The 24,422-nt window shown below is 56.2% G+C and carries 26 protein-coding genes and 1 pseudogene; 10 read left to right on the top strand and 17 right to left on the bottom strand.

The genetic code is table 11. The annotated features are described in order from the left end of the window. Positions 1-88: 88 nt before the first annotated feature. The 12 genes from GSF67_RS23215 to GSF67_RS23270 all read right to left on the bottom strand — a co-directional run bounded on the left by GSF67_RS23215 (position 89) and on the right by GSF67_RS23270 (position 13,077). Positions 89-391, bottom strand: coding sequence for a hypothetical protein (locus tag GSF67_RS23215; RefSeq protein ID WP_176072095.1), 303 nt, complete (start codon positions 389-391; stop codon positions 89-91). Next, positions 385-1,632 carry a glucarate dehydratase family protein gene (locus GSF67_RS23220; protein ID WP_006312000.1) on the bottom strand — a complete coding sequence of 416 codons (1,248 nt, stop codon included), beginning with the start codon at positions 1,630-1,632 and terminating at the stop codon, positions 385-387. Before GSF67_RS23220 ends, GSF67_RS23215 begins: the two co-directional genes overlap by 7 nt. Next, positions 1,632-2,429, bottom strand: coding sequence for a sugar phosphate isomerase/epimerase (locus GSF67_RS23225; protein ID WP_006312002.1), 798 nt, complete (start codon positions 2,427-2,429; stop codon positions 1,632-1,634). Before GSF67_RS23225 ends, GSF67_RS23220 begins: the two co-directional genes overlap by 1 nt. Further along, positions 2,426-3,460, bottom strand: a complete 1,035-nt coding sequence (locus GSF67_RS23230; RefSeq protein WP_006312003.1) for a hydroxyacid dehydrogenase — start codon at positions 3,458-3,460, stop codon at positions 2,426-2,428. Before GSF67_RS23230 ends, GSF67_RS23225 begins: the two co-directional genes overlap by 4 nt. Continuing rightward, on the bottom strand, positions 3,457-4,626 hold the full coding sequence (locus GSF67_RS23235) for an SGNH/GDSL hydrolase family protein (protein WP_006312004.1): 1,170 nt from the start codon (positions 4,624-4,626) through the stop codon (positions 3,457-3,459). The genes GSF67_RS23230 and GSF67_RS23235 overlap by 4 nt, the downstream gene beginning before the upstream one ends. A 16-nt stretch (positions 4,627-4,642) precedes the next feature. After that, positions 4,643-5,392, bottom strand: coding sequence for an SDR family NAD(P)-dependent oxidoreductase (locus GSF67_RS23240; protein WP_006312005.1), 750 nt, complete (start codon positions 5,390-5,392; stop codon positions 4,643-4,645). A gap of 17 nt (positions 5,393-5,409) precedes the next feature. After that, on the bottom strand, positions 5,410-7,740 hold the full coding sequence (locus tag GSF67_RS23245) for an alginate lyase (protein ID WP_176072096.1): 2,331 nt from the start codon (positions 7,738-7,740) through the stop codon (positions 5,410-5,412). A gap of 71 nt (positions 7,741-7,811) precedes the next feature. Then, positions 7,812-9,341 (bottom strand): extracellular solute-binding protein, encoded by a 1,530-nt coding sequence (locus GSF67_RS23250; RefSeq protein ID WP_035214987.1) that lies wholly within the window; start codon positions 9,339-9,341, stop codon positions 7,812-7,814. A gap of 60 nt (positions 9,342-9,401) precedes the next feature. After that, positions 9,402-10,283, bottom strand: coding sequence for a carbohydrate ABC transporter permease (locus tag GSF67_RS23255; protein ID WP_003517572.1), 882 nt, complete (start codon positions 10,281-10,283; stop codon positions 9,402-9,404). 11 nt (positions 10,284-10,294) lie between these two features. Beyond that, positions 10,295-11,224, bottom strand: a complete 930-nt coding sequence (locus GSF67_RS23260) for a sugar ABC transporter permease (RefSeq protein ID WP_006312015.1) — start codon at positions 11,222-11,224, stop codon at positions 10,295-10,297. Beyond that, positions 11,221-12,336: an ABC transporter ATP-binding protein gene (locus GSF67_RS23265; RefSeq protein WP_006312017.1), complete on the bottom strand. Its 1,116-nt coding sequence runs from the start codon at positions 12,334-12,336 to the stop codon at positions 11,221-11,223. The genes GSF67_RS23260 and GSF67_RS23265 overlap by 4 nt, the downstream gene beginning before the upstream one ends. 30 nt (positions 12,337-12,366) lie before the next feature. Beyond that, positions 12,367-13,077: a GntR family transcriptional regulator gene (locus tag GSF67_RS23270; protein ID WP_006312019.1), complete on the bottom strand. Its 711-nt coding sequence runs from the start codon at positions 13,075-13,077 to the stop codon at positions 12,367-12,369. Between the two features lie 340 nt (positions 13,078-13,417). On the opposite strand from GSF67_RS23270, the gene GSF67_RS23275 reads away from it, so the two are divergent. Beyond that, positions 13,418-13,981, top strand: a complete 564-nt coding sequence (locus GSF67_RS23275; protein WP_006312020.1) for a hypothetical protein — start codon at positions 13,418-13,420, stop codon at positions 13,979-13,981. Positions 13,982-14,051: 70 nt separating this feature from the next. On the opposite strand, the gene GSF67_RS23280 is transcribed toward GSF67_RS23275, so the two are convergent. From GSF67_RS23280 to GSF67_RS26245, 4 genes are all read right to left on the bottom strand, one after another. After that, on the bottom strand, positions 14,052-14,435 hold the full coding sequence (locus GSF67_RS23280) for an ester cyclase (RefSeq protein WP_006312022.1): 384 nt from the start codon (positions 14,433-14,435) through the stop codon (positions 14,052-14,054). 70 nt (positions 14,436-14,505) lie between these two features. Beyond that, positions 14,506-15,108, bottom strand: coding sequence for a histidine phosphatase family protein (locus GSF67_RS23285; protein ID WP_244399801.1), 603 nt, complete (start codon positions 15,106-15,108; stop codon positions 14,506-14,508). 18 nt (positions 15,109-15,126) lie between these two features. Further along, positions 15,127-15,681: an AAA family ATPase gene (locus tag GSF67_RS23290; RefSeq protein WP_006312025.1), complete on the bottom strand. Its 555-nt coding sequence runs from the start codon at positions 15,679-15,681 to the stop codon at positions 15,127-15,129. A 105-nt stretch (positions 15,682-15,786) separates the two neighbouring features. Then, entirely contained in the window at positions 15,787-15,915 is a 129-nt protein-coding gene (locus GSF67_RS26245; RefSeq protein WP_006312027.1) for a hypothetical protein, read from the bottom strand. Between the two features lie 190 nt (positions 15,916-16,105). Here GSF67_RS26245 and GSF67_RS23295 point away from each other — a divergent pair, with 190 nt between their 5' ends. The 5 genes from GSF67_RS23295 to GSF67_RS23315 all read left to right on the top strand — a co-directional run bounded on the left by GSF67_RS23295 (position 16,106) and on the right by GSF67_RS23315 (position 19,107). After that, complete coding sequence (locus GSF67_RS23295) at positions 16,106-16,339, top strand: AbrB/MazE/SpoVT family DNA-binding domain-containing protein (RefSeq protein WP_006312031.1); 234 nt, start codon at positions 16,106-16,108, stop codon at positions 16,337-16,339. Further along, on the top strand, positions 16,336-16,740 hold the full coding sequence (locus GSF67_RS23300; RefSeq protein ID WP_006312033.1) for a type II toxin-antitoxin system VapC family toxin: 405 nt from the start codon (positions 16,336-16,338) through the stop codon (positions 16,738-16,740). Before GSF67_RS23295 ends, GSF67_RS23300 begins: the two co-directional genes overlap by 4 nt. 151 nt (positions 16,741-16,891) lie before the next feature. Next, positions 16,892-17,671: a type VI immunity family protein gene (locus tag GSF67_RS23305; RefSeq protein WP_006312040.1), complete on the top strand. Its 780-nt coding sequence runs from the start codon at positions 16,892-16,894 to the stop codon at positions 17,669-17,671. 174 nt (positions 17,672-17,845) lie between these two features. Beyond that, on the top strand, positions 17,846-18,187 hold the full coding sequence (locus tag GSF67_RS23310; protein WP_006312041.1) for a helix-turn-helix transcriptional regulator: 342 nt from the start codon (positions 17,846-17,848) through the stop codon (positions 18,185-18,187). Continuing rightward, complete coding sequence (locus tag GSF67_RS23315) at positions 18,184-19,107, top strand: SRPBCC family protein (RefSeq protein WP_006312042.1); 924 nt, start codon at positions 18,184-18,186, stop codon at positions 19,105-19,107. The genes GSF67_RS23310 and GSF67_RS23315 overlap by 4 nt, the downstream gene beginning before the upstream one ends. 62 nt (positions 19,108-19,169) lie before the next feature. On the opposite strand, the gene GSF67_RS23320 is transcribed toward GSF67_RS23315, so the two are convergent. Further along, on the bottom strand, positions 19,170-19,532 hold the full coding sequence (locus GSF67_RS23320; RefSeq protein WP_128822049.1) for a hypothetical protein: 363 nt from the start codon (positions 19,530-19,532) through the stop codon (positions 19,170-19,172). 263 nt (positions 19,533-19,795) lie between these two features. Here GSF67_RS23320 and GSF67_RS23325 point away from each other — a divergent pair, with 263 nt between their 5' ends. The 4 genes and pseudogenes from GSF67_RS23325 to GSF67_RS23340 all read left to right on the top strand — a co-directional run bounded on the left by GSF67_RS23325 (position 19,796) and on the right by GSF67_RS23340 (position 23,230). Next, entirely contained in the window at positions 19,796-20,542 is a 747-nt protein-coding gene (locus GSF67_RS23325; RefSeq protein WP_138921669.1) for a hypothetical protein, read from the top strand. Positions 20,543-21,138: 596 nt separating this feature from the next. Continuing rightward, positions 21,139-21,390, top strand: a complete 252-nt coding sequence (locus GSF67_RS23330) for a type II toxin-antitoxin system ParD family antitoxin (RefSeq protein ID WP_006312048.1) — start codon at positions 21,139-21,141, stop codon at positions 21,388-21,390. A 2-nt stretch (positions 21,391-21,392) separates the two neighbouring features. Continuing rightward, positions 21,393-21,725, top strand: a pseudogene (locus tag GSF67_RS23335) (type II toxin-antitoxin system RelE/ParE family toxin); the annotation flags it as partial. A gap of 494 nt (positions 21,726-22,219) precedes the next feature. Beyond that, entirely contained in the window at positions 22,220-23,230 is a 1,011-nt protein-coding gene (locus tag GSF67_RS23340) for a hypothetical protein (protein WP_006312057.1), read from the top strand. Positions 23,231-24,422: the final 1,192 nt, after the last annotated feature.

Below are 24,422 nucleotides of genomic sequence, written 5' to 3' on the forward strand. Positions count from 1 at the left end.
GGCGGCTTTTACGGCTCGTGCATGGGCGCCTACCTCGCGAGCGGACGGGGAAAAGCAGACGGTCTTCTTTCAGGATGGTCCGTACATGTCAGAGCCGAAAGACGTACGCGGGTTCAAGAAGATTGCCACCTATCAGAACGGCGATATTGCCGCGGCTCGTTACCATTTTGGCAATGGAATCGTCGTGCTGACAGGCCCGCATCCAGAGGCGGATGGATTTCGCGAAGCGGTTGCGGTCTGTGGCGCTCTTGTAGCCCAAGGGGTCGTCGCGGCGCTTCTCGGAGTCGCCGCGGGTGGCGAAACGACGGTCAGGATGCAGCGAGAGCGTCCTCAGATGCCAGAAAAGCACCGAGTGCGGTGACGTCGCGGCAGCTTGCAGCAACCTCACCAACGCGGCACGCGTCTTGTGTAATCGGGATCAAAAAGCTTCATGTAAGCCGTGTCATCGCGTTCCTTCAAACTGCTCTCGTCATAAAGTGCCGCAAGAGACGCGAGTTTGTTCCTGTCCAGTGATACGCCAAGTCCCGGTTTTGTCGGCAAGGCAAGTTTCCCGTCGCGGAAAATGAAGGGCGTTCCTTCGATGACGTCTGTCGCCGTCCAGGGGTAATGGGTGTCGCAGTCGAAGGTGAGATTTGGTGTCGCAGCAGCGGCGTGGACCATCGCCGCGAGTGTGATGCCAAGATGCGAGTTGGAATGCATCGAAAGACCTAGGTCCAGCACCTCGCAGATTTTTGAAAGATGGGATGCGGCGCGAAGACCGCCCCAGTAGTGATGATCGGAAAGCACTATCTTTACCGCCTTTTTTTCAAAGGCTGCGGCAATGTGATCGAACTCCAGCACGACCATGTTTGTCGCGAGAGGGATTGAGGTTGCGGCGGCCACTTGCGCCATCTGGTCCATGCCCAGGACCGGGTCTTCCAGATATTCCAGAACATTCTCAAGCTTGCGCGCCACATGGATCGCAGTCTCGACCGTCCAGCCTCCATTTGGGTCAATGCGCAAAGGATGACGCGGAAAGGCTTCCCGAAGCTTCAGCATAGTTTCGATTTCAAGGTCGGGATGGAGTACGCCGCCCTTGAGCTTCAGCGATTGGAAGCCGTGGTTCTCGACCATTCTGCGCGCTTCCCCAACCATCTGGTCAGGTGTGAGAACCTCTCCCCATTCGTCCGGCGCTTCTCCGATATGCCCCGCAAACTTGAAAAACAGATAGGCACTGAATGGTACACTGGTCCGAACAGCTCCGCCGAGGAGGTCGCATACCGGGCGACCGAGAAGCTTGCCCTGAATGTCGAGACACGGAACTTCAAAGGCAGATGCGACCACATCCGTCAGCTTGTGATCGGCGACGGCTGATTTGGCATTGATACCGCCGCCATCCGGCAAAGCGGCTATGATCCGGGACTTCAGTTCGTGCAGATGAAATGGATCCAGTCCGATGAGTGCCGGAGCAGCGCGCCGCAGACCTTCCAGCGCCTTGATACTTCCGTAACTTTCCCCGAGGCCGACCGTACCGTCATCGCATATGACCTCGATGACGGTGCGCAGTGCATGCGGCTGATGGACACCTTTGCAGTTCAAAAGTGGCCTGTCGGGAATGGCGACCGGTGTGAGGTGAATTTCGGCTATGCGCATCAGGAGACTCCTTGTCGCCACCAGCTGTGCGCAGCCTTGAGTGCATCTGCGAGCGGTGGCAGTTGGGGATGCCAGTGGCGTTCCCATTCCAGACTGAGAGGGATTTGCCGTTCATTCGGCAGAATAAGCGAAAGCAACTCTGATATCGGAAACTCGCCTTGCCCTGGCAAAACGTAGCGCCGTTTTCCGTCGCTATCCATCACGCTGTCCTTGACGTGCAGATGGACGACGTTTCTTTCGATCTGACGCCAAACCATTTTGAGATTGGAGCCTTTTGCCCAGGTGTGGTGGGTGTCCCACAATATCCGGGCGGCCGGCACCTGCTCGATGAAGGTGAGAAGCTGTTCAAAATCCGAAAGCGCATCATGGGTTTCGATCATCAGGTCGACGTTCAGTCCACGTGTCTGTCTAACGGCTTGCCAATTATCCAGCAGCGCCGCCGAACGGTCCAAATCTTCCGGCCCAATTTTCTTGCCGCCGTCGAATATCCGCAGATAGGCGATGTTGGCAGCCTCTGCCCAGTCGATGAAGGGCTCGATCTCGGAGAGACTATCGCTCCCGAATAACCGCATGGATGTGTTGAGAGCGGCAACCCTGAGGTTGCGTTCGCTCAGAAAGGCGGCAAATCGGGCAGGTGTGCCAAATTCGGCAGTGAGCGCGGCTATAAGGTCGATGGTGCCGGAAAGTGCGCGCAGTTCGACGCTTGCGATGCCATGGAGCTCTGCCAGATCGGCGGTCTCGTGGAGGCTGAGTTCGGAGCAGCCGAGGGTCGAAAAGCAATAGTCGGAACCACTCATGCCATACGCTCCATATCCTGCTTCCGGACCGGGTGGAGCGGCAGAAGTCCCGCGACGAAGCGTTCGATCTCGGTAATGGCCAGATCGGAAAGCGCCCGCAATTCATTGCCCAGCGCTCCGGCTATATGGGGGGTGAGAACGACATTGGGCAGATCGTAAAACGGGCTGTCCGTGGGCAGGGGCTCGGGTTCGGGCGTGTCGATCAGAATGCGCAGCCGTCCAGAAATCGCTTCAGCCAGCAGTGCATCGTGGTCGACCAGCCAGCCTCGCGCGGTGTTGATGAAGATGGCATGGTCGGCCATCAGCGCCAGTTCGCGGGCGCCGATCATATGGTGCGTTTCCGGCAGGATCGGTGCGTGCAGTGAAACGACGTCCGACCAAGCGAGAAGCTCGTCCAGTTCGGCTTTCTTTGCGCCAAGGGACGCGGCCTCCTCCGCTGACAGAAAGGGATCGTAAACGGCAATCTCGAATTTGCCGCGCGCCAGCATCTCCATCACCAGCCGCCCGATGCGCGAGGCGCCGACAATGCCAACCTTGCGGGCATGATTGCCAAGATGTGGCAGGCTTCTGCCGCGCCTGCTGCCAAAAACGCCGGTGCCGCGCTCTGTTCTGTGTTCATCCCGCAATCGAAACACATCCTTGCCGCACATGATGATTGCCGCATAGGTGAATTCGGCAACCGGCACGGCCATGGCAGAAGCTGCTGTCGTGACCAGAATATCCGACGTCTCCCAGAATTCCGCCGGTGCAACCACCCGCACCGATGATGCCGCATAGGCCAGCATTTTCAGCCGCGGCGCGCGCGAAAGGCGGTCGCGTGTAAGAGGTGGCGTACCCCAGGCCGCGAGCATAATATCAGCGCCGGCGAGGGCTTCGGCACCGTCAGCCGTGTCGAAATCCGCGTGGGGAAAACCCGGAATAATATCCGTTACGGCATTCAGCCTTGCCCACTCGCGCGGACCGAAGAAGCCTTCCGGAAGCTCGCTACGCATCGCGATCAGCAGGCGTGGTTTGTCCTGAGAATGTTTCATGCACGCACCGGATTTGAAATGGGGTGGATGTCAATTCCGGAAACATCGATCTCGATCGGTTGAGAACCGGGCAGCAAAATCACATCGAGAAAAAGCTCAGGTGGCGCTTTGCCCGGCCGCAGTTTCAGGGGAGGGGTTCTTAACGCGCCTTTCCACTGTCCGGATGGAAAGGAAAAGGGTCTGCCGTCATCGGCACGGAAGGGTGCCAGCGCTGTCACCGTCTGTCCTTCGGCTGCGACATCTTTCAGTCGCAGCGATATCCCGAGGACACCATCATGTGCCGGTACCTCCACATCGCAGATAGCCTCCACCCAGACGCCCGTGCCGGGGTGGACAAGCTGCCCGCCGAGACGATGGTTCTGCTCATCTGTGTCGGTGACGATCCGGGCCGAGAGATCTGATGCGAGATTGCCGGCGGGATTGTTTGCCGGATCGAAGCGATCATCCTTTGACAGGAGCCGGGCCGGCGCACGGGGCACGATCGTTTCGAGATAATCCGCCAGCAATTGCCCGACCGCAAAGGCGCCGGCCACGGAAAAATGGGTTCCGTCATCGGAATAGCCGGGATATGGCTCACCGCATTCGCTGTCAGGATCGACCCACGCCGCGTTCCAGTCGAAGACATGGCAATTGGCGTTGTTGGCCGCAAATTCGGTGCTCTGCCGGTTGATCCAGTGGGCCTTTGCCCGCTCTGCACCGCCCGCCGGCCATTTTCCAGTGCTTCGCGCCAGAATGGGAAGCAAAATGACGGTCTTGCCGGCGGCGAGCAGGACTGAGGCGATCCTTGCCCGCGTATCTGCAATCGTCTGGCGCGTTTCCACCATCATGTCGTTGGTGCCGGCATCGACAATAACCAGATCGAAATCCGATTGCAGCAACCGTGGCAGCCGGCGTTCGATCTCGACCGCCTTCTGGCCGGAAACTCCGAAATTGAGACCGGAAAAGAACCGGCTGATGCCCGGCCGGTTGCTCGGCTCCCAGCCGGGCGGCACGGATGGATCGTGGTGGACCGGGCAGCAAAGCCTGCCATGCGACAGGACCTCTGCCCAGCTCATCCAGCCGCGTGCCGATGTGGCAAGCGAGCTGGCGTCGCCAATATGGTTCTGCTGGACGAGCGAGGTGCCGAGAATGGCAATCCGGCCAGCCCGGGGGAGCGTTACCGTCATGAGGCGATCCGGATCATCAGGAGAACAGGACGCCGCCATTGACGTCGTAGCAGGCGCCGGTGACATAAGCGGCATCGTCAGATGCGAGGAAGGCCACCAGACCGGCGACGTCTGCGCTCGATCCTTCGCGCTTGAGCGACGTCGCGCCAGCCACCCGTTCGCGCACCTCCGGCTTGGTGAAGGTGTCGTGGAAAGTGGTGGAGATCATGCCAGGGCAAACGGCGTTGACGCGGATATCAGGACCGACTTCCTTGGCAAGTCCGCGGGTGAAGGTCATTACTGCACCCTTGGAGGTGGCATAGGCAAGAGCGCCTGGCCCGCCGCCATCACGGCCGGCCTGCGACGAGAAGGTGACGATCGCGCCGCCTTTGGCCATTTTCGGCAATGCGGCCTTGGCCGTCAGAAACAGCGATGTCAGATTGACGTCGAGGACCTGACGCCAGAATGCTTCATCCATCTCTGCAATTGTCTTGCGGGCGATCAGGCCGCCGGCAACATGGACGAGGCCGTGGATTTCTCCAAACTTGTCGGCAGCCGCAGAAATCGCAGCCTCGACTTCGGCGGCGTTTGTGAGATCTGCCTTTATCGCCAGAGCCGACCGGCCAAGCTTTTCGATTTCGGAAACGGCTGTGGCCGCACCCTCTGCCGCGCCGTTATAGGTAAGAACGACATTGGCGCCTTCCTGTGCGAAACGGATGGCGCATGCACGGCCGATATCCCGGCCGGCCCCGGCGACAACGATGGTTCTGTTGGTAAAACGCTGCATTGGAAAACCTCGTAATGTTAGAACTGCTTGGAAAGGGAGAGCTTGAAACGCTCGTCATCGACATCGCTGAAGTAGATGTCGGTGGAAAAACCCTGATCATCGATGAAGCTGAAAATGCGCTTCGGCTCCTTCAGGCTATAAGGCACCAGAAGGGTGACAAGGCGATGCCGGGTGGCGGCCGGAACCGTGGCGCAGACATGGTGGTGAATGTCGAGGCCTTCGAATTCTTTCGGATCGATATCGGGAAAACCTTCCACGGCGCTGATTTGCGGCTTACCGCCCGAAGAATAGACGAACTGTCCGTAGAAACCGGCTTTGCGGCCATTGTAGCGGAAGCTTGACCTGCCGGTCTGCAGCGCTCCGAGTGTATGGCAAAGCCATTGCAGTTCCTGGGGTTCGGAACATTCCACCTCGTCGACAATCACGAAGTAGCTGTCATTGACGAAGTGGGTTTCGCGCAGCACCTTTTGAACAAGGGGGTTCGCAACCTGATATGCGGCGGTCGCATCGCCGACGATACGAACATGTCCCGGCAGTTCCTCCACCGAGACGACGCGGCCGGCGGCGCGGCGTGCAAGTGCCTTGTCCTTTTCCGCATATTGCCCTTTGCCGCCGATCAGCACGGCGTTTTTCGACCGTGTCTGACGGCGCCAATTCAGATGCATCTGCGAATTGAACGCCACGTAATAACCGGACTGGATCGCCAGATCCTCGCCATGGGCATAAAGCACAAAGGCGTTCTGGTCGCCGTGACTGTGACTGAGCGAACCGTAAGGGCTGGATTTGAAGACGAACTGCAGGTGCCGGTCCGGGTCTTCCATGTCTTTTTGGATGGTCGCCCAACCGATATCATCGAAAACGGCGAGTGCCGGCAGGTCGGCTGGCGAGACGGCCTCCACCTGCGGGTAATCGTGGCGATAGACGAGATCGTCGAAGTTCAGGTCCCACCAGCCGTAATTGTAAAAGGCCATTTCGGTCCCCGTCGCATCAGCCTTGATGTGATCGAAATACCATTGGTAATGGCCATTGCCGGTGACGCCGGCAAATTGCCGGACATTGTAGCCGAGTTTCAGGCCGGGAAGATCGCCGAGCGTGGAGTCGTCGCCGAAGTTGGCGCGACGGGTGCCGGGCGCCTTGGTGTAAAGCGGGAAGCGGCCGGTATTCTGGAAAAAAGGCCGTTGATAAAGGTCATAACCGATATAGGAGCGGATCAGATTGGCGGCCTCGATGAGATAGGCCATGCCGGTCATCCAGTAATGCGGACCTTCCGCCCAACCACCATCGGTTCCCGCCCAGGGAGAATAGAGCGTGGCAAGGAATTCGACGGTATAGTCGAGCCATTCGCCAGCCTCGTCGCTTTCGCCCTGAAGTGCGATACAGGCCGGCGTCAATACAGCCGAAAGCGAGCGCACGGCATGGCTGTCATAGGGAAAGACGTGAATGCGGGCGTGTGCGATGACATGGTCGGCAACTTCCCGCGTCCGTTCGAGAAGAACGGATCGCACGGTCCTGCGTTCGTCTTCGCTCAGGTGGTCGTATAGCCAGTCATAACCCCAGGCGAGCGCGACGACGACACGGAACCCCGCCTCGTCATTATAGGCGCGCGAGGTCGCCCCTTTCGTGTCCCAGGCGGCGACGGCCAACAGCCATTTACGGGACGCATCGAGCAGGTCGTCACGCCCGAGCACGCGGCCGGCAATGGCCAGGTGCCGGATCGCATAGATCACTTCCTGGCAATCTATATACATCTGCCGCCAGAGCGTGGCGACACGCGTGTTGTTGGGATAAGGCTGCGGTTCCGGCATGACCGGCCGCTCGAGCCACGGCTCGACCGATTTTTCGTAAAACTCGGCCCAGCCGCAATGGTTGGGGTCCTTCGCAACGGCATCGGCGAAGGCACTCAATTGCTCGGAGTTGAGCCACAGCCGAGGGTGGCTGGTTTGCGCGGCAGCATGGCGGGCGGACCTGCCGGGCAGCGGCGTTTTCGGCAGTGCTTCACTGATCTCGAAACTGCGGACGGCGCTCCAGTTGGAATGCGCTGTTGCGGATTTCTGATCCCATAGCGCATAACACCAGTGATAATGGCCGTCCGGCAGTGCTTCATCCGGGGTGAAGAAATTCCAGGCGAGATCTTCGAAGACGAGCGTTTTTTTGTCTGCAAAGCCGGGATCGGTCGAAATGCGCAGCGCGTAACGCGCGCCGTCGTCAATATCGGGTAGCCATGAAAAGCGCGGAGGGTTCTCCGTCGGTTGTGCTTCTTCGCTCGGCTCGTAGCCAATGGTCAATGAGCCCGGGCGGGGTTCATCGAGAAGTGTCTGTCTGGAGATGGCCGGGGCAGAGGGACGCATTGCGCTCTAACTCCTATGAAAACAGAAGGGAAAGGATGGCGGCGACAAGGCCGCCATCATGGTCGGAGGGTTTATTGCGCCGCCTTGTACTGGCGGTCATAGGCCGACTGCATCATCTTGATGACCTCGTCGTAACCAAGAGCAGTGAGGCGCTTCTTGTAGGCGTTCCAGCCGGTATCGACGTCCTGCGCGCCGAGAATCCAGGTCTGCTGCATCTCGGTCATGTAGGTGAGGATGCTCGGCCAGTAGCGGTCGAAGGTCGCTTTTTCCTCGGCGTTCAGGGAAACGCCCATGAACTCGTCCTTGAGGCAGTTGCACTTCTCGTAGAGGTCGATGCCCTCAAGCGCGATCTTGTTCGTCCACTGCCGCTCATATTCGTAATCCATCCAGTATCCGCGCGGGATCGCCGCACCGACCGCCCATAGCTGGGCATTGACCGGATCCTTGTTGTCGAGGATTTCCTTCTTGAACTGCGGTTTGCCATCGACCATTTCGTAGGTCAGACCCTCAACGCCGAAATTCGACAGGATGCGGCCCTGCTGCGAGAACCAGAAGTCGAAATATTTGATGGTTTCGACGGGGTGTTCATTGGTCGCCGAAATGGCCCAGCCGACGGGCTGGACACGCAGGCGCCGCGAATCCTCGAAGCGTTGGCCCGAGACGGTCTTGGGCGGAAGCATCGGCTTCAGCGCAAAGCCTTCAATCTTGGGCGACAGGGCGTCATTGTAGGTCGAGGTGCTGGCGAACCAGTCATGCGTCATGCCGCCGAGATTGTTGCCCAGCAGATATTCGCGCGAACGGGCGCCGCGGGTGAATATCTCCTTGTCGATCAAGCCTTCCTTGTACCACTTGGCGACATTGGAAATGCCCGTCTTGTAGTTTTCCTCTGCCCACGGGTGACGCAGCTGCCCGTCGTAAACGGCAAAGTCGCCATAACGTTCGGATCCCGACACACGAGCGTCCCACAGGTTGATGAGGCGGACGGCATCGATTTCCTCACGGGCAAAATAAGGCACTTCATCCTTGAGACCATTGCCGTTCGGGTCCTTGTCGCGGAAGGCTTTCAGAACCTCGTAGACCTCTTCCGGTGTCTCCGGCTGCTTCAGGCCGAGCTTGTCGAGCCAGTCCTGGCGGATGAACCAGCCGCGCGAGAACTTGCCATCAGGCACATAGGGGATGAAATAAAGCTTGCCGTCCGGTCCGGAAATCGCATTGCGGATTTCCTTGTGGCTGTCGAAGAAGGCCTTAAGGTTGGGGGCGTTTTCCTCGATCAGCTCATCGAGCGGAATGAACGCACCCTCCAGCCCGTAGCGGATGAAATCCTCCTTCAAACCACCGTTGGCGTCACCGCCAACGATGTCGGGAAGGTTGCCCGAGGCGATCAGAAGATTGAAGGCATCACGGCTGCTGGTGGTTGCCAGGGATGCAACATTGCGGACATGGATATTGGTGATTTCCGCTGCCTTCTGCTCCACCGGCCATTTTTCCGAATAGACGTATTTGTCGCGGAAATGAAAATGGATAGTCAGTTCCAGCGGGTCTTCGGTGATCTTGCCTGAATCCTGCGCCGATGCCGGCAAAGCCAGGGTTGCGGCTGTCATCAACGCCAGTAGGGGCGCGCCTTTTCGTAGTGCTCTCACAGGTTCTCCTCCCTTGTGCTGCTACTCTTTGACTCCGCCCAGCAGAATTCCTTTGGTGAAATACTTCTGCGCGTAGGGGTAAATGATGAGGACGGGAATAATGGAAGCGATCATGATCGCCGATGTCACCGTCTCGAACGAATAGTGGGCGGTAAGCAGGCTCGAGGCGAATTCGTCATTGGAATTGAGATCGACGATGACGCGCTTCAGATAGACCTGAAGCGGAATTTTCTCCTCGCCGCGCAGCAGCACCATGGCCCAGAAATAACCGTTCCAGCGCGATACGATGCAGAACAGCGCGACCGTGACGATTGCGGGCTTCGACAGCGGAATGAACACCTTCCAAAGCAGCTGCAATTCGCTGGCGCCATCCATCTTGGCGGCCTCTTCGAAGGATTTCGGCACGGCTTCGAAAAAATTGCGCAGCAGTATGACGTTGAAGGCATTGGCTGCGAAACCGAGGATGATGCCGAAACGGCTGTCGAGAAGCCCGAGATCGCGCATATTCAGGAAGAACGGGATCATGCCTGCGTTGAACCAGAGCGTGAACGCGATGGCGATGTTGAAGAAGGTGCGGCCACGCAGGCGTTTGCGCGACAGGGCATAGGCGCCGGGTATCATGATCAGCAGGCTCATCAGCGTGCCGCCGAAGGTGTAGATGAAGGTGTTGCCATAGGCGACCCAGAACATCCTGTCGGACAAGACGCGATCGTAGGCGGCAAGTGTGACATCAACGGGCCAGAGGGTGACGCGGCCTGCGGTGACGGCGGCGCCCGAGGAGAGCGAGACCGACAGCACATAGATGAAGGGATAGAGTGTCGACAGGACGAACAGGCCGAGAAGAATGGCGTTTGCCCAGCCGAAAATCCTGTCGCCACGGGAATAGAGATTGAAGTTTGCCATGTTTCAGCTCCTCACCACAGCGATGTCGACGAGACTTTTCGGCTGATGCGATTTGCCGAATAGACGAGGACGAAGGCGATGACCGCGTTGAACAGGCCGGCGGCAGTCGCAAGATCGTATTGGGTGCCCTGCAGGCCGGTGCGGTAAATGAAGGTGGAAACGACGTCCGCCGTCTCGTAGGTGGATGGGCGATAGAGCAGGATGATATATTCGAACCCGACTTCGACCAGATTGCCGATGCGGATGATCAGCATGATCACGATCGTCGGCAGGATACAGGGCAGGGTGATACGCCACATCATCTGCCAGCGCGACGCGCCATCCACCCGGGCGGATTCGTAAAGCGTCGGGCTCACGCCGGCGATGGCGGCGAGATAGACGATGGATTCGAAGCCTGCCTCCTTCCAGACCGATGAGCCGATATAGACGGGACGGAACCATTCCGGCTGGGTCAGGAAATAGATCGGCTCAAATCCAAGGCCTTTCAGCATGAGATTGACGATGCCTATCGAGGGCGAGAGGAAATTGATGACAATGCCGGCGACGATCACCACAGAAATGAAGTGCGGTAGGTAAACGACGGTCTGCGCCCAGCTCCGGGCAATCCCGTTCTGAACCTCGTTGAACATCAGGGCCAGAATGATTGGCACCGGAAAGGCGAAGATCAGGCCGAGGCCGCTGATGGTGATGGTGTTCCAGAAGGAACGCACGAACATGTCGTTGTGGAAGAGCTCCACGAAATTCGCAAAACCGACCCAGGGGCTCTTTTCGATGCCGCGGAAAATCGAGAAATCCTGGAATGCGATGACCAATCCGTACATGGGTTTGTAGAGGAAAACCGCAAACCAGATGAGCATTGGCGCCAGCAGCAGGTAGAGCTGCCAATCACGGCGCACGTCTTCCTGAAGGTCGTGAAGGCGCCCTTGAAAATCCTGTTTCATGGCTGCGCTCCATCCCGGATTTTGAGCGATCTTCCGGTCGCCGCGTCAAAGACGTGGACGCGGGCGGTATCGATGGAAAGCCGGCTGACGCCGTTAAGGGCATGATCGCCATAAAGCGTTTCGGCTTTGGCGATAAATGGCTGGCCATCCGCCGTTCCATGCAGCAGCGCTTCAGCGCCCAGCGGCTCCACAAGGTCAATGCTGCAATTGAGAACCTCGCGGCCATCGCTATCTTCCACCGACATGATTTCCGGCCGCAGGCCGAGCTTGACGGTCTGTCCTTCGGTTGCGTTCTTCGCGAAGGCATCGGGGATGCTGAAGCGCTGCCCGGAGCCGCCCGTGAGCCTGACCTTCACGGTGCCATCCTGCTTTTCGATGGTTCCGTCGAGTAGGTTCATTGGTGGCGAGCCGATGAAGCTTGCGACAAATGTGTTCGCCGGTTCGAGGAAAACCTCCATTGGCGAGCCGACCTGTTCGATATGGCCGCCATTCATGATGACGATGCGGTCGGCAAGCGTCATCGCCTCCACCTGGTCGTGGGTGACGTAGATGCTGGTGGCCTGCATCCGCTTGTGCAGCAGCTTGATCTCGGCGCGCATATGGGTGCGCAGCTTGGCGTCAAGGTTGGAGAGGGGTTCGTCGAACAGAAAGATTTTCGGTTGGCGCACGATGGCGCGGCCCATGGCGACGCGCTGGCGCTGGCCACCGGAAAGATCAGCCGGCTTGCGGGCCAGATATTCGGTAAGTCCCAATATCTGTGCGGCTTCCGCAACGGCCTTGTCGACGACGGCCCGTTTCTCGCCCCTGACGCGCAGGCCGAACGCGATGTTCTCGGCCACGCTCAGATGGGGGTAGAGCGCATAGTTCTGGAATACCATGGCGACATCGCGGTCTTTCGGCGCGACCTTGTTGACCACCCGGCCGTCCATCGAAACGGTGCCGTCCGAGATGTCCTCCAGTCCGGCGAGCATACGCAGCGTGGTGGATTTTCCGCATCCCGAAGGACCAACGAGGACAACGAATTCCTGCGGCTGTATGGAAAGATTGATACCGTGGACGACCTCGAGTGCGCCATAGCGCTTGACGACGTCGTTGATTTGAACTGCAGACATGAAAGGCCCCTCCTCAAAAGCCTCGTATGGTCAGTCAGGCGTCTTCGACCCCCGCGATGCGCGCTTCCTCGTGACGCGCGTGTTGACCTGCTCGATGAAGGTCCAGATCTTCGGGTTCTTGGAGAGTTCTGCGATTTTGGTTTCGAGTGACCCGAGATGGCGCTGGACGGCTTCGCGTGCCGCCTCGACGTCGCCTGACTCGATTCCATCCACGATTGCCTCGTGCTCCTCGATAACCTTTTCTGTGCGTCTGACCGCAAATACGCGTTTCAGATGCCGCATACGGTCCATTTCGCCCTTGGCCTGGTTGACCACGCTCCAGGCGCCCGGAAGGCGCGCGGCTGCAAAGATGGTCTTGTGGAATTCCTCGTCAAGCAGGAAGAAATTCGTGAATTCTTCGTCTTTTGCAGCAATGCGCTGATTTGAGAGGCAGGTCTTGAGGCGCGCGATATCTTCAAGCGAATGGCGCTTCGTAGCCTCTATGACCGCGCCCTCTTCCAGTTTGAACCGTATGAAGCAGGCTTCCATGTACCGCTGCACATCGATCGGTGAGATGTATGTACCACCCTGTGGAACAACGGTGACGAAGCCCTCTTCCGACAGGCGGATGATCGCTTCGCGTACAGGCGTTTTGCTGACATTCAAAAGTGCGGCGATCTCTTTTTCCGACAGTGCTCGCCCAGGAAGCAGCTTGATTTCCACAATGAGCTTGCGAAGCAGCGCATGGATCCGATTGGTCATGTTGCCACCCTCCGGCAATTCGTCGGGAGTGACCAACTCGGACAGGGGCAGGGATGGAAACTCGAGGGACTCAGACATATCAAATCCATAACTGAGATATCAGAATAGTTTCTGACATATCGAAATGCGAAATTTCTGTCAAGCGGTCAGTTTGCCGCGATGTCGGCCCAAAGGACGAAGTGCAGTGCTTAGCTGGTTCGAGGAGCGAAATGGCTGGAACCAAGTTAAATTCGTGAGAGTGCGCGCAATGGCACGATCTGAACCAACCCTGGCTTTACCGGAGACAGTTTGATTTAAGTTATGTGCTGGTGCGTCCAGCATGGCGTGGCGGTTTGACCCCATGGACGATGACGAATCGGAGAAGAGAATGAGAAACGCAGAGCGAGCAGGTCCGCTTCGGTATCTTGAGGTATCGGCCATCGGCAGTTTTTGCTCTGCATTTTTGAATTTCGGGGTGGCCATGGCAATGCCGGCGGACATGACGGCGGAGCGCCTTCTCAATATCTGTGAAGCGCCCACCATGCAGGCCGCGATAATCAAGGGTGACGAACTTGGCTGGCCGCGGCTGACCGCCGCGGAAACGGAGGAATGGCGTCGTAGTTTCGTCGCTTATAATGAGGGTTCGGTGGTGGTCGTGGGCTGGCGGGGCGAGAACGCCGGCAGAGCCGAGTCATTGTCTTTTTGGGTTGCGACTGGTCCAAACGGACACAAGGCATGCGCCTATTCCACGGCAAGGCCTGCCGGTTTTCTGGATGCCTTGTCGGAGCGGCTTGGTGCACCGGATAATCTCGACAAAAATGACGCGATAGAAAGTACGACAGCCTGGTGGAAACGAGGTGCGGTCGAGTATTCTTTTGTCCAGATCGGCTCATCCGCTGTCGTCAATATCCGTTCAAGTCAGTGAGGTAGTGGCGTAAACTTCAGGTAAATTGTCGCATAATCCGACAGGCCGCTTCCCGTGGAACTTAAGATTGTCAGCCGAGCTGGCGCTCAATTGCGACCTTGTCGAGGACCGACCAGACCCTGCGGATTTTTCTGTGCTTAAATTCGTAGAAAACATGCTCGCAGAATTGAACGCGCCGGCCATTGACCGGAAGGTCCATGAAGATGGATTTGGGCGTGCAGTCAAAAAACAGCCGGGCGGCAAGCCGTGTCGCGTCGCTGACAAGAATCTCGGCCTCAAATCGCAGGTCGGGAATGTCGGCGAAGTCCTTGACCAGCATATCGCGATAGCCCGACAGCCCGAACGGCCGGCCATTGTGTTCGACATTGTCGTCGACGAAGGTGCCGAGTTCATCGAAGGCTTGGTGATTGAGGCAGTCGAGGTAAGCGAGATAGATGTCGGTGAGTGTTTGCAAGTTGTCTTCCTCTACAAGTATGATGTGTGCTGCCCGCAACTCTGGAGTTACCGGATCATACTGGTGCAGGTCAAACTGTGATGAGCTCGCACCTGCCATCATCTAGCCGGTAAAACCCATCCTGCGGAACGGGTAGCTCGAGCATTTCCTGCTTTAAAAGCCCGAGAAAAACACCCCGAAGGATCCGCCCGAACAGACCATGGGAAATGGCGATGGTCGGATGCCGGACATCCAGGATCCATGACGTCGCGCGCTTGCAGGCATCATCAAAACTTTCGCCATCTGGTGCCCTGAAATACCAGTCGAACGCAGTGGACCCGTCAAGATGGCCGGGAAACTCGTTGTCGATTTCAAAACGCGTCAACCCGTCCCAGGACCCTGTCGTGACCTCAACCAGTCGGTCATCTTCGATATACGGGAGCGGCAGCTTCGCCTGTACCCGTTCTACCGTTTGTCGCACGCGCCCGAGCGGACTGATCTGCATCTGGAACAACTGGTTATCTTTTTTGAGCGCGTCGCGGAGCAGGCGAGCAACCTGGTCCGCCTGTTCAACGCCCCGTGGCGTCAAGGGTGAATCCAATTGCCCCTGAAACCGGCCAAGAGAGTTCCAGAGAGTTTCGCCGTGGCGAAGGAGGTAAATGGTCGGTAGAGCCACGCCTGTTTCATCCTGCACGTTCGTTATCGATTGCTGTCACCCGGAAGCATCAATACGGAAACGTCCCGATTGCAGCGCATTGATGGCCGACTGCAAAGCCTGATCCGTGTCCTTGCCTGACACTGGCAGGACATGGCGCTCAAAGGCGCCGAGATCGGCGAACTGGGAGTGAAGATCGGCGACGACCAGTGGATCGCTGAGGCTGTCGCCACCCCGGGCCAGACAGCGTTCGATCGCCTCAGCCGCTGTCGTGCGCAGCACAATGTAGTGCAGCGGCCGGGCAAGTGCCGTAAAGGCCGGCAGCCAGTCCGGTCGGACGACGCCGTCAAGGATGACGAAGTAGCCCTCCTTGGCGTAACGACCGGCAACATCGGCGGCGATCTGCATTGTCATGCGGTTCTGCTGATGGGATTGCGGCAGCCATGGATCGATGCGGCCGTGCTTGATATATCCCCACAGATCATCGCTGTGAAAATGCACCTTTGGAACGCCGGGAAGATTCGCTAGCGCTTCGGCGATTGTGGATTTGCCAGAGCCGGGGTGCCCGGAGAGAAGCAGGATATTACCGCCAAGATCGTCCGTCATGTTCATTCACTGACGTTGGGCATGCGTAAAGCGACTAATGATGTAATCATTCGTCAGTCGACGTTACCACCCTGGTGTTTCCTATCTTGGCTCGCAGGCAAATGAGGCCCCCTATCTGGCAAAGCTTATCACAAGATAAGCAGACGCCAGAAGCAGGGTGACGATTGTAAAGAACATCAGACCTGCCGCCAGTTCATCGAACCGACCGTCGCGTCCATTGCGGTCCCAGTCGTAAGCCATAGCCAACCTCCATCGTTGCTGTAAGGGAAGGGTGGTCCGGTATGGTTAATGAAAGCCTAATAGCGGCAGGCTGAATGTTTCCGGTATGATCTGATATCTGGGACGTAGCGACCGTTTTCGTAACGAGACGAGTTGCAAAGGAGGCACAGAAGTAATACCATTGGTTACGACGGTATTACGGAAATTTGACATGACAACAACGGTAACGGCCAAAGGGCAGGTCACCATTCCAAAAGCTGTACGCGAGCTTTTAGGGATCTCACCGGGAAGCTCGGTGGATTTTGTTCGGGCTCCCGATGGACGGATCGTTCTCGTCAGGGCGGACAAGAAACAGCCACTGACGCGTTTTGCTAAGCTGCGCGGACATGCCGGTGAAGGTCTTGGTACCGACGCCATCATGGCTTTGACCCGTGGTGACGAGTGACGCTTGTCGATACAAATGTGCTGCTTGATCTTGTGACGGACGAACCGGTTTGGGCCGATTGGTCAATCGAGCAGCTCGAACTGGCAAGCGTTTCAGGTTCGCTGTACATCAATGACGTTGTCTACGCGGAACTATCTGTTCGATATGAGCGGATAGAAGAGCTTGATGCTTTTGTTGATCAGGCGGGGTTGAAGTTCACCCCTTTTCCTCGCGCAGCGTTATTTCTGGCAGGTAAGGCCTTTACCAAGTATCGCCGCGGCGGTGGGACCCGTACCGGTGTTTTGCCTGACTTTTTTATCGGCGCCCACGCAGCAATACAAAACCTTCCCTTGTTGACGCGCGATGTGGCTCGTTACCGATCGTATTTTCCAACTGTCACTCTGATCTCACCTGAAGTTTAGGAATGCGCCGGTCTCGTCATTTGTGATCCGGTTTCGGGGTCGGTTTCGCTCTGATGGTTCCCGGTCAGGCGAGCCGCAATGCTTTCAACTGGCTGGCTTGGTGGGGCTGATTTCGGTTTTGCTGTCGAGGACGATATGCAGGTCGCGGATCATGCCGGCTGCCTGCAGCAGGGCGTTTCGCACGTCGTCGTCGCTGCGCGATGACGTCGCGAATTATCTGTCACAAGATGAATATTTTGACGAGGCAGAGACCGCGAGCTTCTATATCAGGCGCATGCCAAAGCAGGCGTTGCGTTCGACCGATCCGATTCACGACTACTTCACTGTCCTTCTTCCGAACGTCGGATACCGCGGTGGTAACGGGCGGCTGATGTATCAGACGCGGCTATCGGAATTATCACGCAATCCAACCGGCGTGGTTCGCCTCTTTGTTGACGCTTGCCGTGATCTTCGGGTTTTTTATGCAGTGTCCGGCATGTCGCTTTTCTTCTATTCCTATGCGGCAGGTGCGACTGAAAAAGCATATCCTTTGTTTCGTCGGTTTCCAGGCCTTCTTTACGAAGATGGCAGCAATTTCACCTTGGAAATATTGCGTCGCACCGATGTGATCCGAGACGTGAATTGGTTGACAGCCATCAACGATGAACTGCTGGCGCGGGTCGGTGGCTTGGAGAAAGCAAGAGACGTGCTGGGAGACGAGATTGTCCTCCATCCCTACGAAGGAGGCGTCGTTTTCCAGGCGGGTGCCCGGCCTGTGCTCGGCGACTTGAACAAGGGGCGAGTCCCTGCTGCGTACCGCGCAGTCAACGATTTTCTCAAGCCCCTGCGTTACGAGGCCTGGGATTATCCCTATCTGCAAGCTCCTTACGGTGTCGATGAGATGGAATATACGCAATGGTGGACTCATCGATTTGACGATGGTGAACGTTAAGCTCGCCCAGCCTCAACGATTTCATCACCCCGATGGCCATCCTTGAGGAGCGGAGGTGAAACGTCCGGTCGACACTCAGGCATCTCATACCCGGAGATCATTCCTGCCAATAAACTTAGTTGATTTGCTAAGTTTTCCCTTGCTCCGCCACGATGAAGCATGATAGTTAGCAATATGACTAAGCATCATCGTGAACTTTCGCTGATCTTCCAGGCTCTGGCCGATCCGACGCGGCGGGCGATTCTGGCGCGGCTTGGCGGCGGGCCGGCACCGGTCATGGAGCTGTCCGCTCCCACGGGGCTGCGTCTGCCCACGGTCATGCGGCACCTTTCCGTGCTGGAGGAGGCGGGGTTGATCATCACGTCCAAGGATGGTCGGGTGCGCACCTGCGCCATCGTGCCGGAGGCGCTGGAGCCGGTATGCACGTGGCTCGATGAGCAGCGGGCGATGTGGGAGAGCCGGCTTGACCGGCTGGAGGCATTTGCAATGCAGGCCATGAAGGAGGATTCTAAATGACAACGAAACCGGGTCAACAAAGCGCACACGCTGAACCGCATCAGCCACAAGACGGTTTTGCGACGCTCAGCTTTGAACGGGAAATTGCCGTTCCGCTATCGGCTCTCTGGCAGGTCTGGCTGTCACCCGCCGCCCGGGCGGTGTGGGCTTCTCCCTCACCCTCGGTCACCGTGGAGTTCCTGGAGGCGGACAGCAGGCTGGGCGGTCGCGAAGTGTCGCTCTGCAAGGTCGCCGGCCAGCCGGATATTCGCTGTGAATGCGGCTGGCTGGAGCTGCTGCCGGCCCGCCGCAGCGTGAATTACGAGGTGGTGTCATCCGGCGGCGTAACCCAGTCGGCAGCGCTGGTAACTGCCGATTTTCAGTCTGCTGAAGAGCGGAGCCGCTTGACCGTAACGGTGCAGCTTTCCTCTCTGGCAAAGGATATGCGCGATGGCTATCAGGAAGGTTTCGGCGCGGGTCTCAACAATCTGGCCAGCGTGGCCGGGCGGACGATGGTGCTGGAGCGAGTGATAAAGGTGCCGCGGAACATCGTCTGGAAAGCCTGGATGAACGAAAAGACGCTGCCGCAATGGTGGGGCCCTGAAGGCTTTTCCTGCCGCACGAAGAGGATTGATCTGCGCACCGGCGGCGAATGGGTCTTTGACATGATCGGCCCTGACGGCACAGTCTTCCCGAACCATCATCGTTATGTCGAGATCCGGCCTGAAGAGCGGCTTGCCTATACGCTGCTGTGGGGCGAAAACGGTCCGAAACATGCCGATGCCTGGGCCTCCTTCGAAGATCAGGATGGCGCGACGAAAGTTGTGCTGGGCATGGTGTTCAGCACGGAAGCCGAGTTCCAGCAGGCAAAGGGTTTCGGCGCCGTGGAGCTGGGTCAGCAAACGCTGGGTAAACTGGAGCGCTTCGCCAAGGAGCTATAGATGCGCTGAGCCGTCAGCTCCGTGTGCAGGGGTCTCGATACTGGCTCCTGTCCAGACAGGCTTTAATCTTCAAAGCCGCTCTGCGCGTGCGAGATCGTCTTGCAGGTCCCACCATCCTTCTCGCCAACCATGCGCTTGTCACGAATGAATGAACCCTTGGCGATGTCGATCTCCCATGCCACCGAGCCTTCGTTCAGGCTCGCTTTGCCACCGGAAAAGGTGCCGTTCTCCATTCTCTGGCTTCCAGAAGCCGGGACATAAACTCCAAATGTCCCGGCGGCGGCGTCGAGAGCGAAATTGAACACCTGTGGTGTTCCCTTCGAACCTGCTAATTCGCAGCTGAGGTAAGTTGGCGCGGCAAAGGCGTTTGAAACCGAACAGAGCAGGGCGGCAGCGGCAAATCCGGTTCCTTCGATTATTTTCAATTCCTGATCCTCGTTTGTGTCGCCCGTCCGATTTGAAATATTTCGCTCGGCCGAAAAAGTAAACAGAACAGCGATTTAGCTTTTCAGCAGTTGCGGTCCTCACTCCAGCAGCGTGACCGCATTCTGAGTAAGTGGTAACTGGGCTGCGATTGATTATCGTATTAGAATAAATGCTGCAATGCTCTTAAGTATTTATCTTGATATTGGTTAGTTTTGCGCAAGGTTAATCTGGAATGATTGGGGAATAATGTAGGATATTTGCTATGAATACGATCGGATCGGCAACATATTATAGCTCCGCTAGTCGCTACGGTAGACTTGAGAAGAACGATACTAAATCAAGTGACGCGTACGCAACGTCACAGCTACCGGGGGATGGAAGCAAGTCATCGGGCGCGGGCGACAATCCTTCTGGTCTTTCGACGGTCAGTCTTAAGCTCCAGGGAAAACTGGTCAGCTTGTACGTATTCGATTTATCGAATGCCAAGCCCATGAACATCTCTGCTCTGCCTCAGGATCAATACAATGAATTTATGGAAGCAAAGAAACAGCTTATCGAGACTAGTATGAGCAGCCTGGAAAACGAGTATAGCACCCATGAAGCTCCTGATCTTTCCAATTATGCCGGCCTTAAACCCTATGCGCACGTCGTTATCGCTGGAAATGTAGTTGCGACCGTCGATAATCAGGGAGTCGTGACGAGCGACGACGCTTTAGGTAAACGGCTCCGTAACATGTTAGCGGGTCTGGATGGCGTATCTGGTCCTGATTTTGCCCAAAAAATTGCAGAACAGATCGCCAATCTCGTTGGGGGCCGAATACAGAAAGCCGGTACGGCCCTAACACAAAGGCAGTTTAATTCGCTGCCTCCAATACCAGAAACCCGGGTGACGGTTGATCATGTGGGTATGAAGGCTGATCCGCGTTATGCGCAAATCGAAAGCTGGAAGCAAGATTATGCGCGCTATGAAGACGGGCGCGTTAGGTATTTGACGCAGATGATGAACTAAATTCTAAAAATTTCGGCGATAGACAGTAAAAATAAATTTTGATTTATCTAAATTTCTATATTTATGTTAACTGAAGACTATGCGTTCGGCCTTCGTTGCAATGGAGCGGAAAAATCAACTGCAAAGAATATTGAGGCTAAGGTTTCCTCTGCTGTATGGCAAGATAAGAAAAGCCAGATTGGCTCTGATAAGCCTGATACCATCGACGGCAGGCCTTCAGCCGCGACATTCAATTTTCAGAAAAAGCTGGTGAACTCACTGCCATTGTCGCTGACGATCATCTTCGGCTTGCCTCGCCCTACAATTATTCTTCAAAGCCGCACTGAGCTTGCGAGATCGCATGCCGATTCCCAACTCGGCGGTGACAGACGATGGAGGTAACTTCTGCGTGCCTTCCTTTCGTTCCTATCACTCCATGAAGCCGTCTCTCTCGGAAATATCTCGCACCAGAAGGGCCGGCTCGGAGATGGAAGAGACAACCGTGGCGCTCATGGACTTGGCGCAGGCTGGGTGAGCACGAGTTGCTGGAGCACTGTGATGAATATTGACAATATATGCTACACTTCCCATAGTTGAGGATATGAGAGGAAAAGGCTATGCCTTCAGGTAGCATTCACGTCAAAGTCAGCGGCGCGCTGCAAGACCATATCCAGCAGCAGATTGGTGATGACGGTCTTTATGAGAATGCGAGCGAATATATTCGAGCGCTTATTCGGCGTGACCTGCAAACTCGCGACGAGGCATGGGATGCCTTGCAAAAGGAACTGGCTCCCGCAATGCGCGCGGATGACAGCGAGTTTATAGCCGTCTCTGCTGATGATGTAATCGGCCGAAACAAGCGTCGTTAGTTTTGGCAGCTTATCGCTTTTATGCGCCTGCCGATGCAGCACAGGATAAAATCTGGCGCGACACTGTGGATACGTGGGGTAAAGCGCAGGCTGAGACTTATATACGTGGCTTGCACGCGCATTTGCAGCGCCTCTGCGACAACCATCTGCTTTGGCGGCGTCTTCCACAAAGGCTTGCCGTCCCCGGTGACCTCAAGAGTGAGGCTTATTTCAGCCAGTATCAGCACCATTACGTGTTTTTCCGGAAGCTTGATGACGGTGATCTAGGTGTGATGAGTATTTTGCACGAGCGGATGGATATGGCAGTACGCTTGAGAGACGATCTCAGGGCGCTCGATGCCCGAGGCACTACGCCGTCGACGCGGGCGCGGGCGAGCCACGCGTCATCGGATAACGCCGGTGGATCGGCTGGCGCGCCGTAGCGCCGGTCAGCAGCCAGTTCGAGCATTATGCTTGCGACTCTGGTCTCCAATTGTGCAACATCGACCTCTTAACGTTGCAATTCCCCAGCGATCACGCAGGCGATTGCAGCTTTCGGAAAATTTTAGTGCAGACTGAACGATCGAGATGAAGGCGGAAATCATTTCAGCTATGACTCAAAACAGTCCTTTCGGTAAGCGAGCGACCTAAAGCATGACTTTTCGCTCTTTTTTTTGGCAGACCAAGCGCAGAGTCGTGGTTGAAGTTTCCGCGTCCGGTCTCGTATAAACGCTTTCAGGTTCTAGGCGGCGGATGCCCGCGTTGGCTTGAGGAGTAGCATATGCGTAAGCGAGAGTTCTTGGTGGGAATGGCGTCGCTGGCGATATCTGTAGGGATGGGAGGCGAATGCATGGCAGCATCAAACAATCCGGCTGATGTCGGGGCTCTGGCAGCGTTACGGCCGGGAATGCCGGTCACAGCCGTCGAAAAAGCCATGGGATCAAGTTGGCGCGCTCCTGCCCCGCATAAAGGCGGTTTGGTCGATGTCTTGGAAAATACTTACGGCGTCACTGTTCGTCTTGATCGTAATGGGCTTATCGGACGCATCGACTTCAATTCGCGCTTTAAGCAAACCATCGGAGGCGTTCCGATGGGCATAAAGCTTACCGATCTCCGTCACACCGTCCCGGATATGCAGATCGGCGAGGAAAGCAAGCTCCGTAAGAACTCTCGCTTCGGCACGATGCGGTTGGCGGAAGGTGAGCTGACCGCCCGCATTACCTATGACACGGTTTATGAGATCGTCATCTCGAATCCTGATGCCGAATACGTTGAGCCAACCGCGCCGCCTTATCCGGCTGCAAGCGGTGCTCCTGGCGCACCGTTCTCGGACCCAAACCTGAAGCTGGCCGTCATGTCAGCGCTTCTGCGATTTAAGATGCTTGATCTTGGCACACCAGAACAACTTGCCACTCACGTTCTGGGACGCCCGGTTGATCTGGAACAGGATGGCTATGAATTGATACCACAAGCGCTGGATTATCTTGTTCGTTACCCACTAACTGCTGAGCAGCTCGCGGCCGTTGACTGGATTCAGTTCGATGGCGGCGAGGAAATCTACCCATATGCGTGGTACTTCTGGAGTGGCGAAGAAGGCATTTTCGATATCCGCAATACATCAGATATTCATTTGTGCGTTAATCTTAGGGGTATCTCGGTGATTTCGATGATCGATCGTTTCGATCTTCGCACGCTAGTTTCATTGCAAAAACTTGAGTGGATCAGCATTCACGTTCCGTCGGAAAACCTCGGTGCATTGCTGGATATGCCATCACTCAAAAAAGCGGGACACTTCAAAGCGAATAATGCAACGAGAGAGGTTCTCGATAAGCTGGAGAAACGGGGTGTGCAGGTAAACTGACTGGGCACCCACCACAATGTTTTCTGCCGTGGATATGCAGACAGCGCTAATTGCGTAGCATCGGGAACTCGATTGTCCGGTTTGAAGGCACGAAACCATCTCTCGATGCTCTAACCTTTCTCAACGGTCGCTCTAGCGGAATTGTGTTCCGTCGGGGAAAGTTTTTTGATAAATCGCGCGAGACTCGGTTATTAAGTCGTCGACGGCAAATTTATTATATGTTTATCTTTCAATTGCTTAGTGGCGGGTATGGAACTGCTGAGCTCTGTATGAGCGGAACTTTTATGCTCCAAACATCCCCACCCCGTTTTCCCGACCTATACTGTTCTTGTTCCGCGGTGAACCGGGAGATATTCCGGTTTTGAAGCGGAGCCAGCGCCGATTGTGAGAGAGGACGTCGCTCTCATATTTCGCGGTCTGACAGGTAAAGTCCTCTGGCCGTGACCGGAGGAGAGATGGAATCTGGTTTGTGGTGGGCCTTTCTATTTCTCCGAAACGCTTGGCTGAAGGATATACTCTGACAGGCATAACCGCTGATGCGGGGCACTGATAAGTGTCTTTATTTTCCACACGCGGCAATTTTCAGTGCCCCGTTGCAATGCCCATCAAGCTGAAAGGCTGATGGAAAAAGAGATGGAGTTCACAACACGGTCGCAGCTGCGTCGCGTGATAGGAAAGGTGTGTTCAAATGGGTCTCTATGAAATGTACGTCCTTGCTACTCGTGTAGATACTGCCCTGATGAGGAGGAGGCTGGCACGATCTCTTTTTGCCAGGGCAAAGCTTCGAAATCGGAAGCTCAAGAAGTAGTATTTATGCAACCATAAGGAGAGTTTTGATTCGATGGTCAATAGGAAGAGGAGAGGGGCAGGTGAGTTGCGACCTGAGCGGCTTCCGCAAACATATATTTATATAATAACCAGCGCAAAAACATATAAAATATATGCGCTGTTAGATTGTATATTTTTGAATGAGGGCGGATGAGAATCTGCGAGCAAAACTGATTTTACTGACCTGCAATTTGCGGATTGCGGGCCAACTACGCGCAAATATATGAGGTTTATGTTGAATTTGCTGACTTGAATGGAGGATTGTTATGCGCAGAAACTATATGAGCGAGATGAATTTGATTGGAGTGGAGTTCAGATTTGAGTGGCGATCGATCATAATAACAATATCAAGATATTGTTATTA

It is taken from the genome of Agrobacterium sp. CGMCC 11546, assembly GCF_013365515.1.
Taxonomy (GTDB): Bacteria; Pseudomonadota; Alphaproteobacteria; order Rhizobiales; family Rhizobiaceae; genus Agrobacterium; species Agrobacterium fabrum.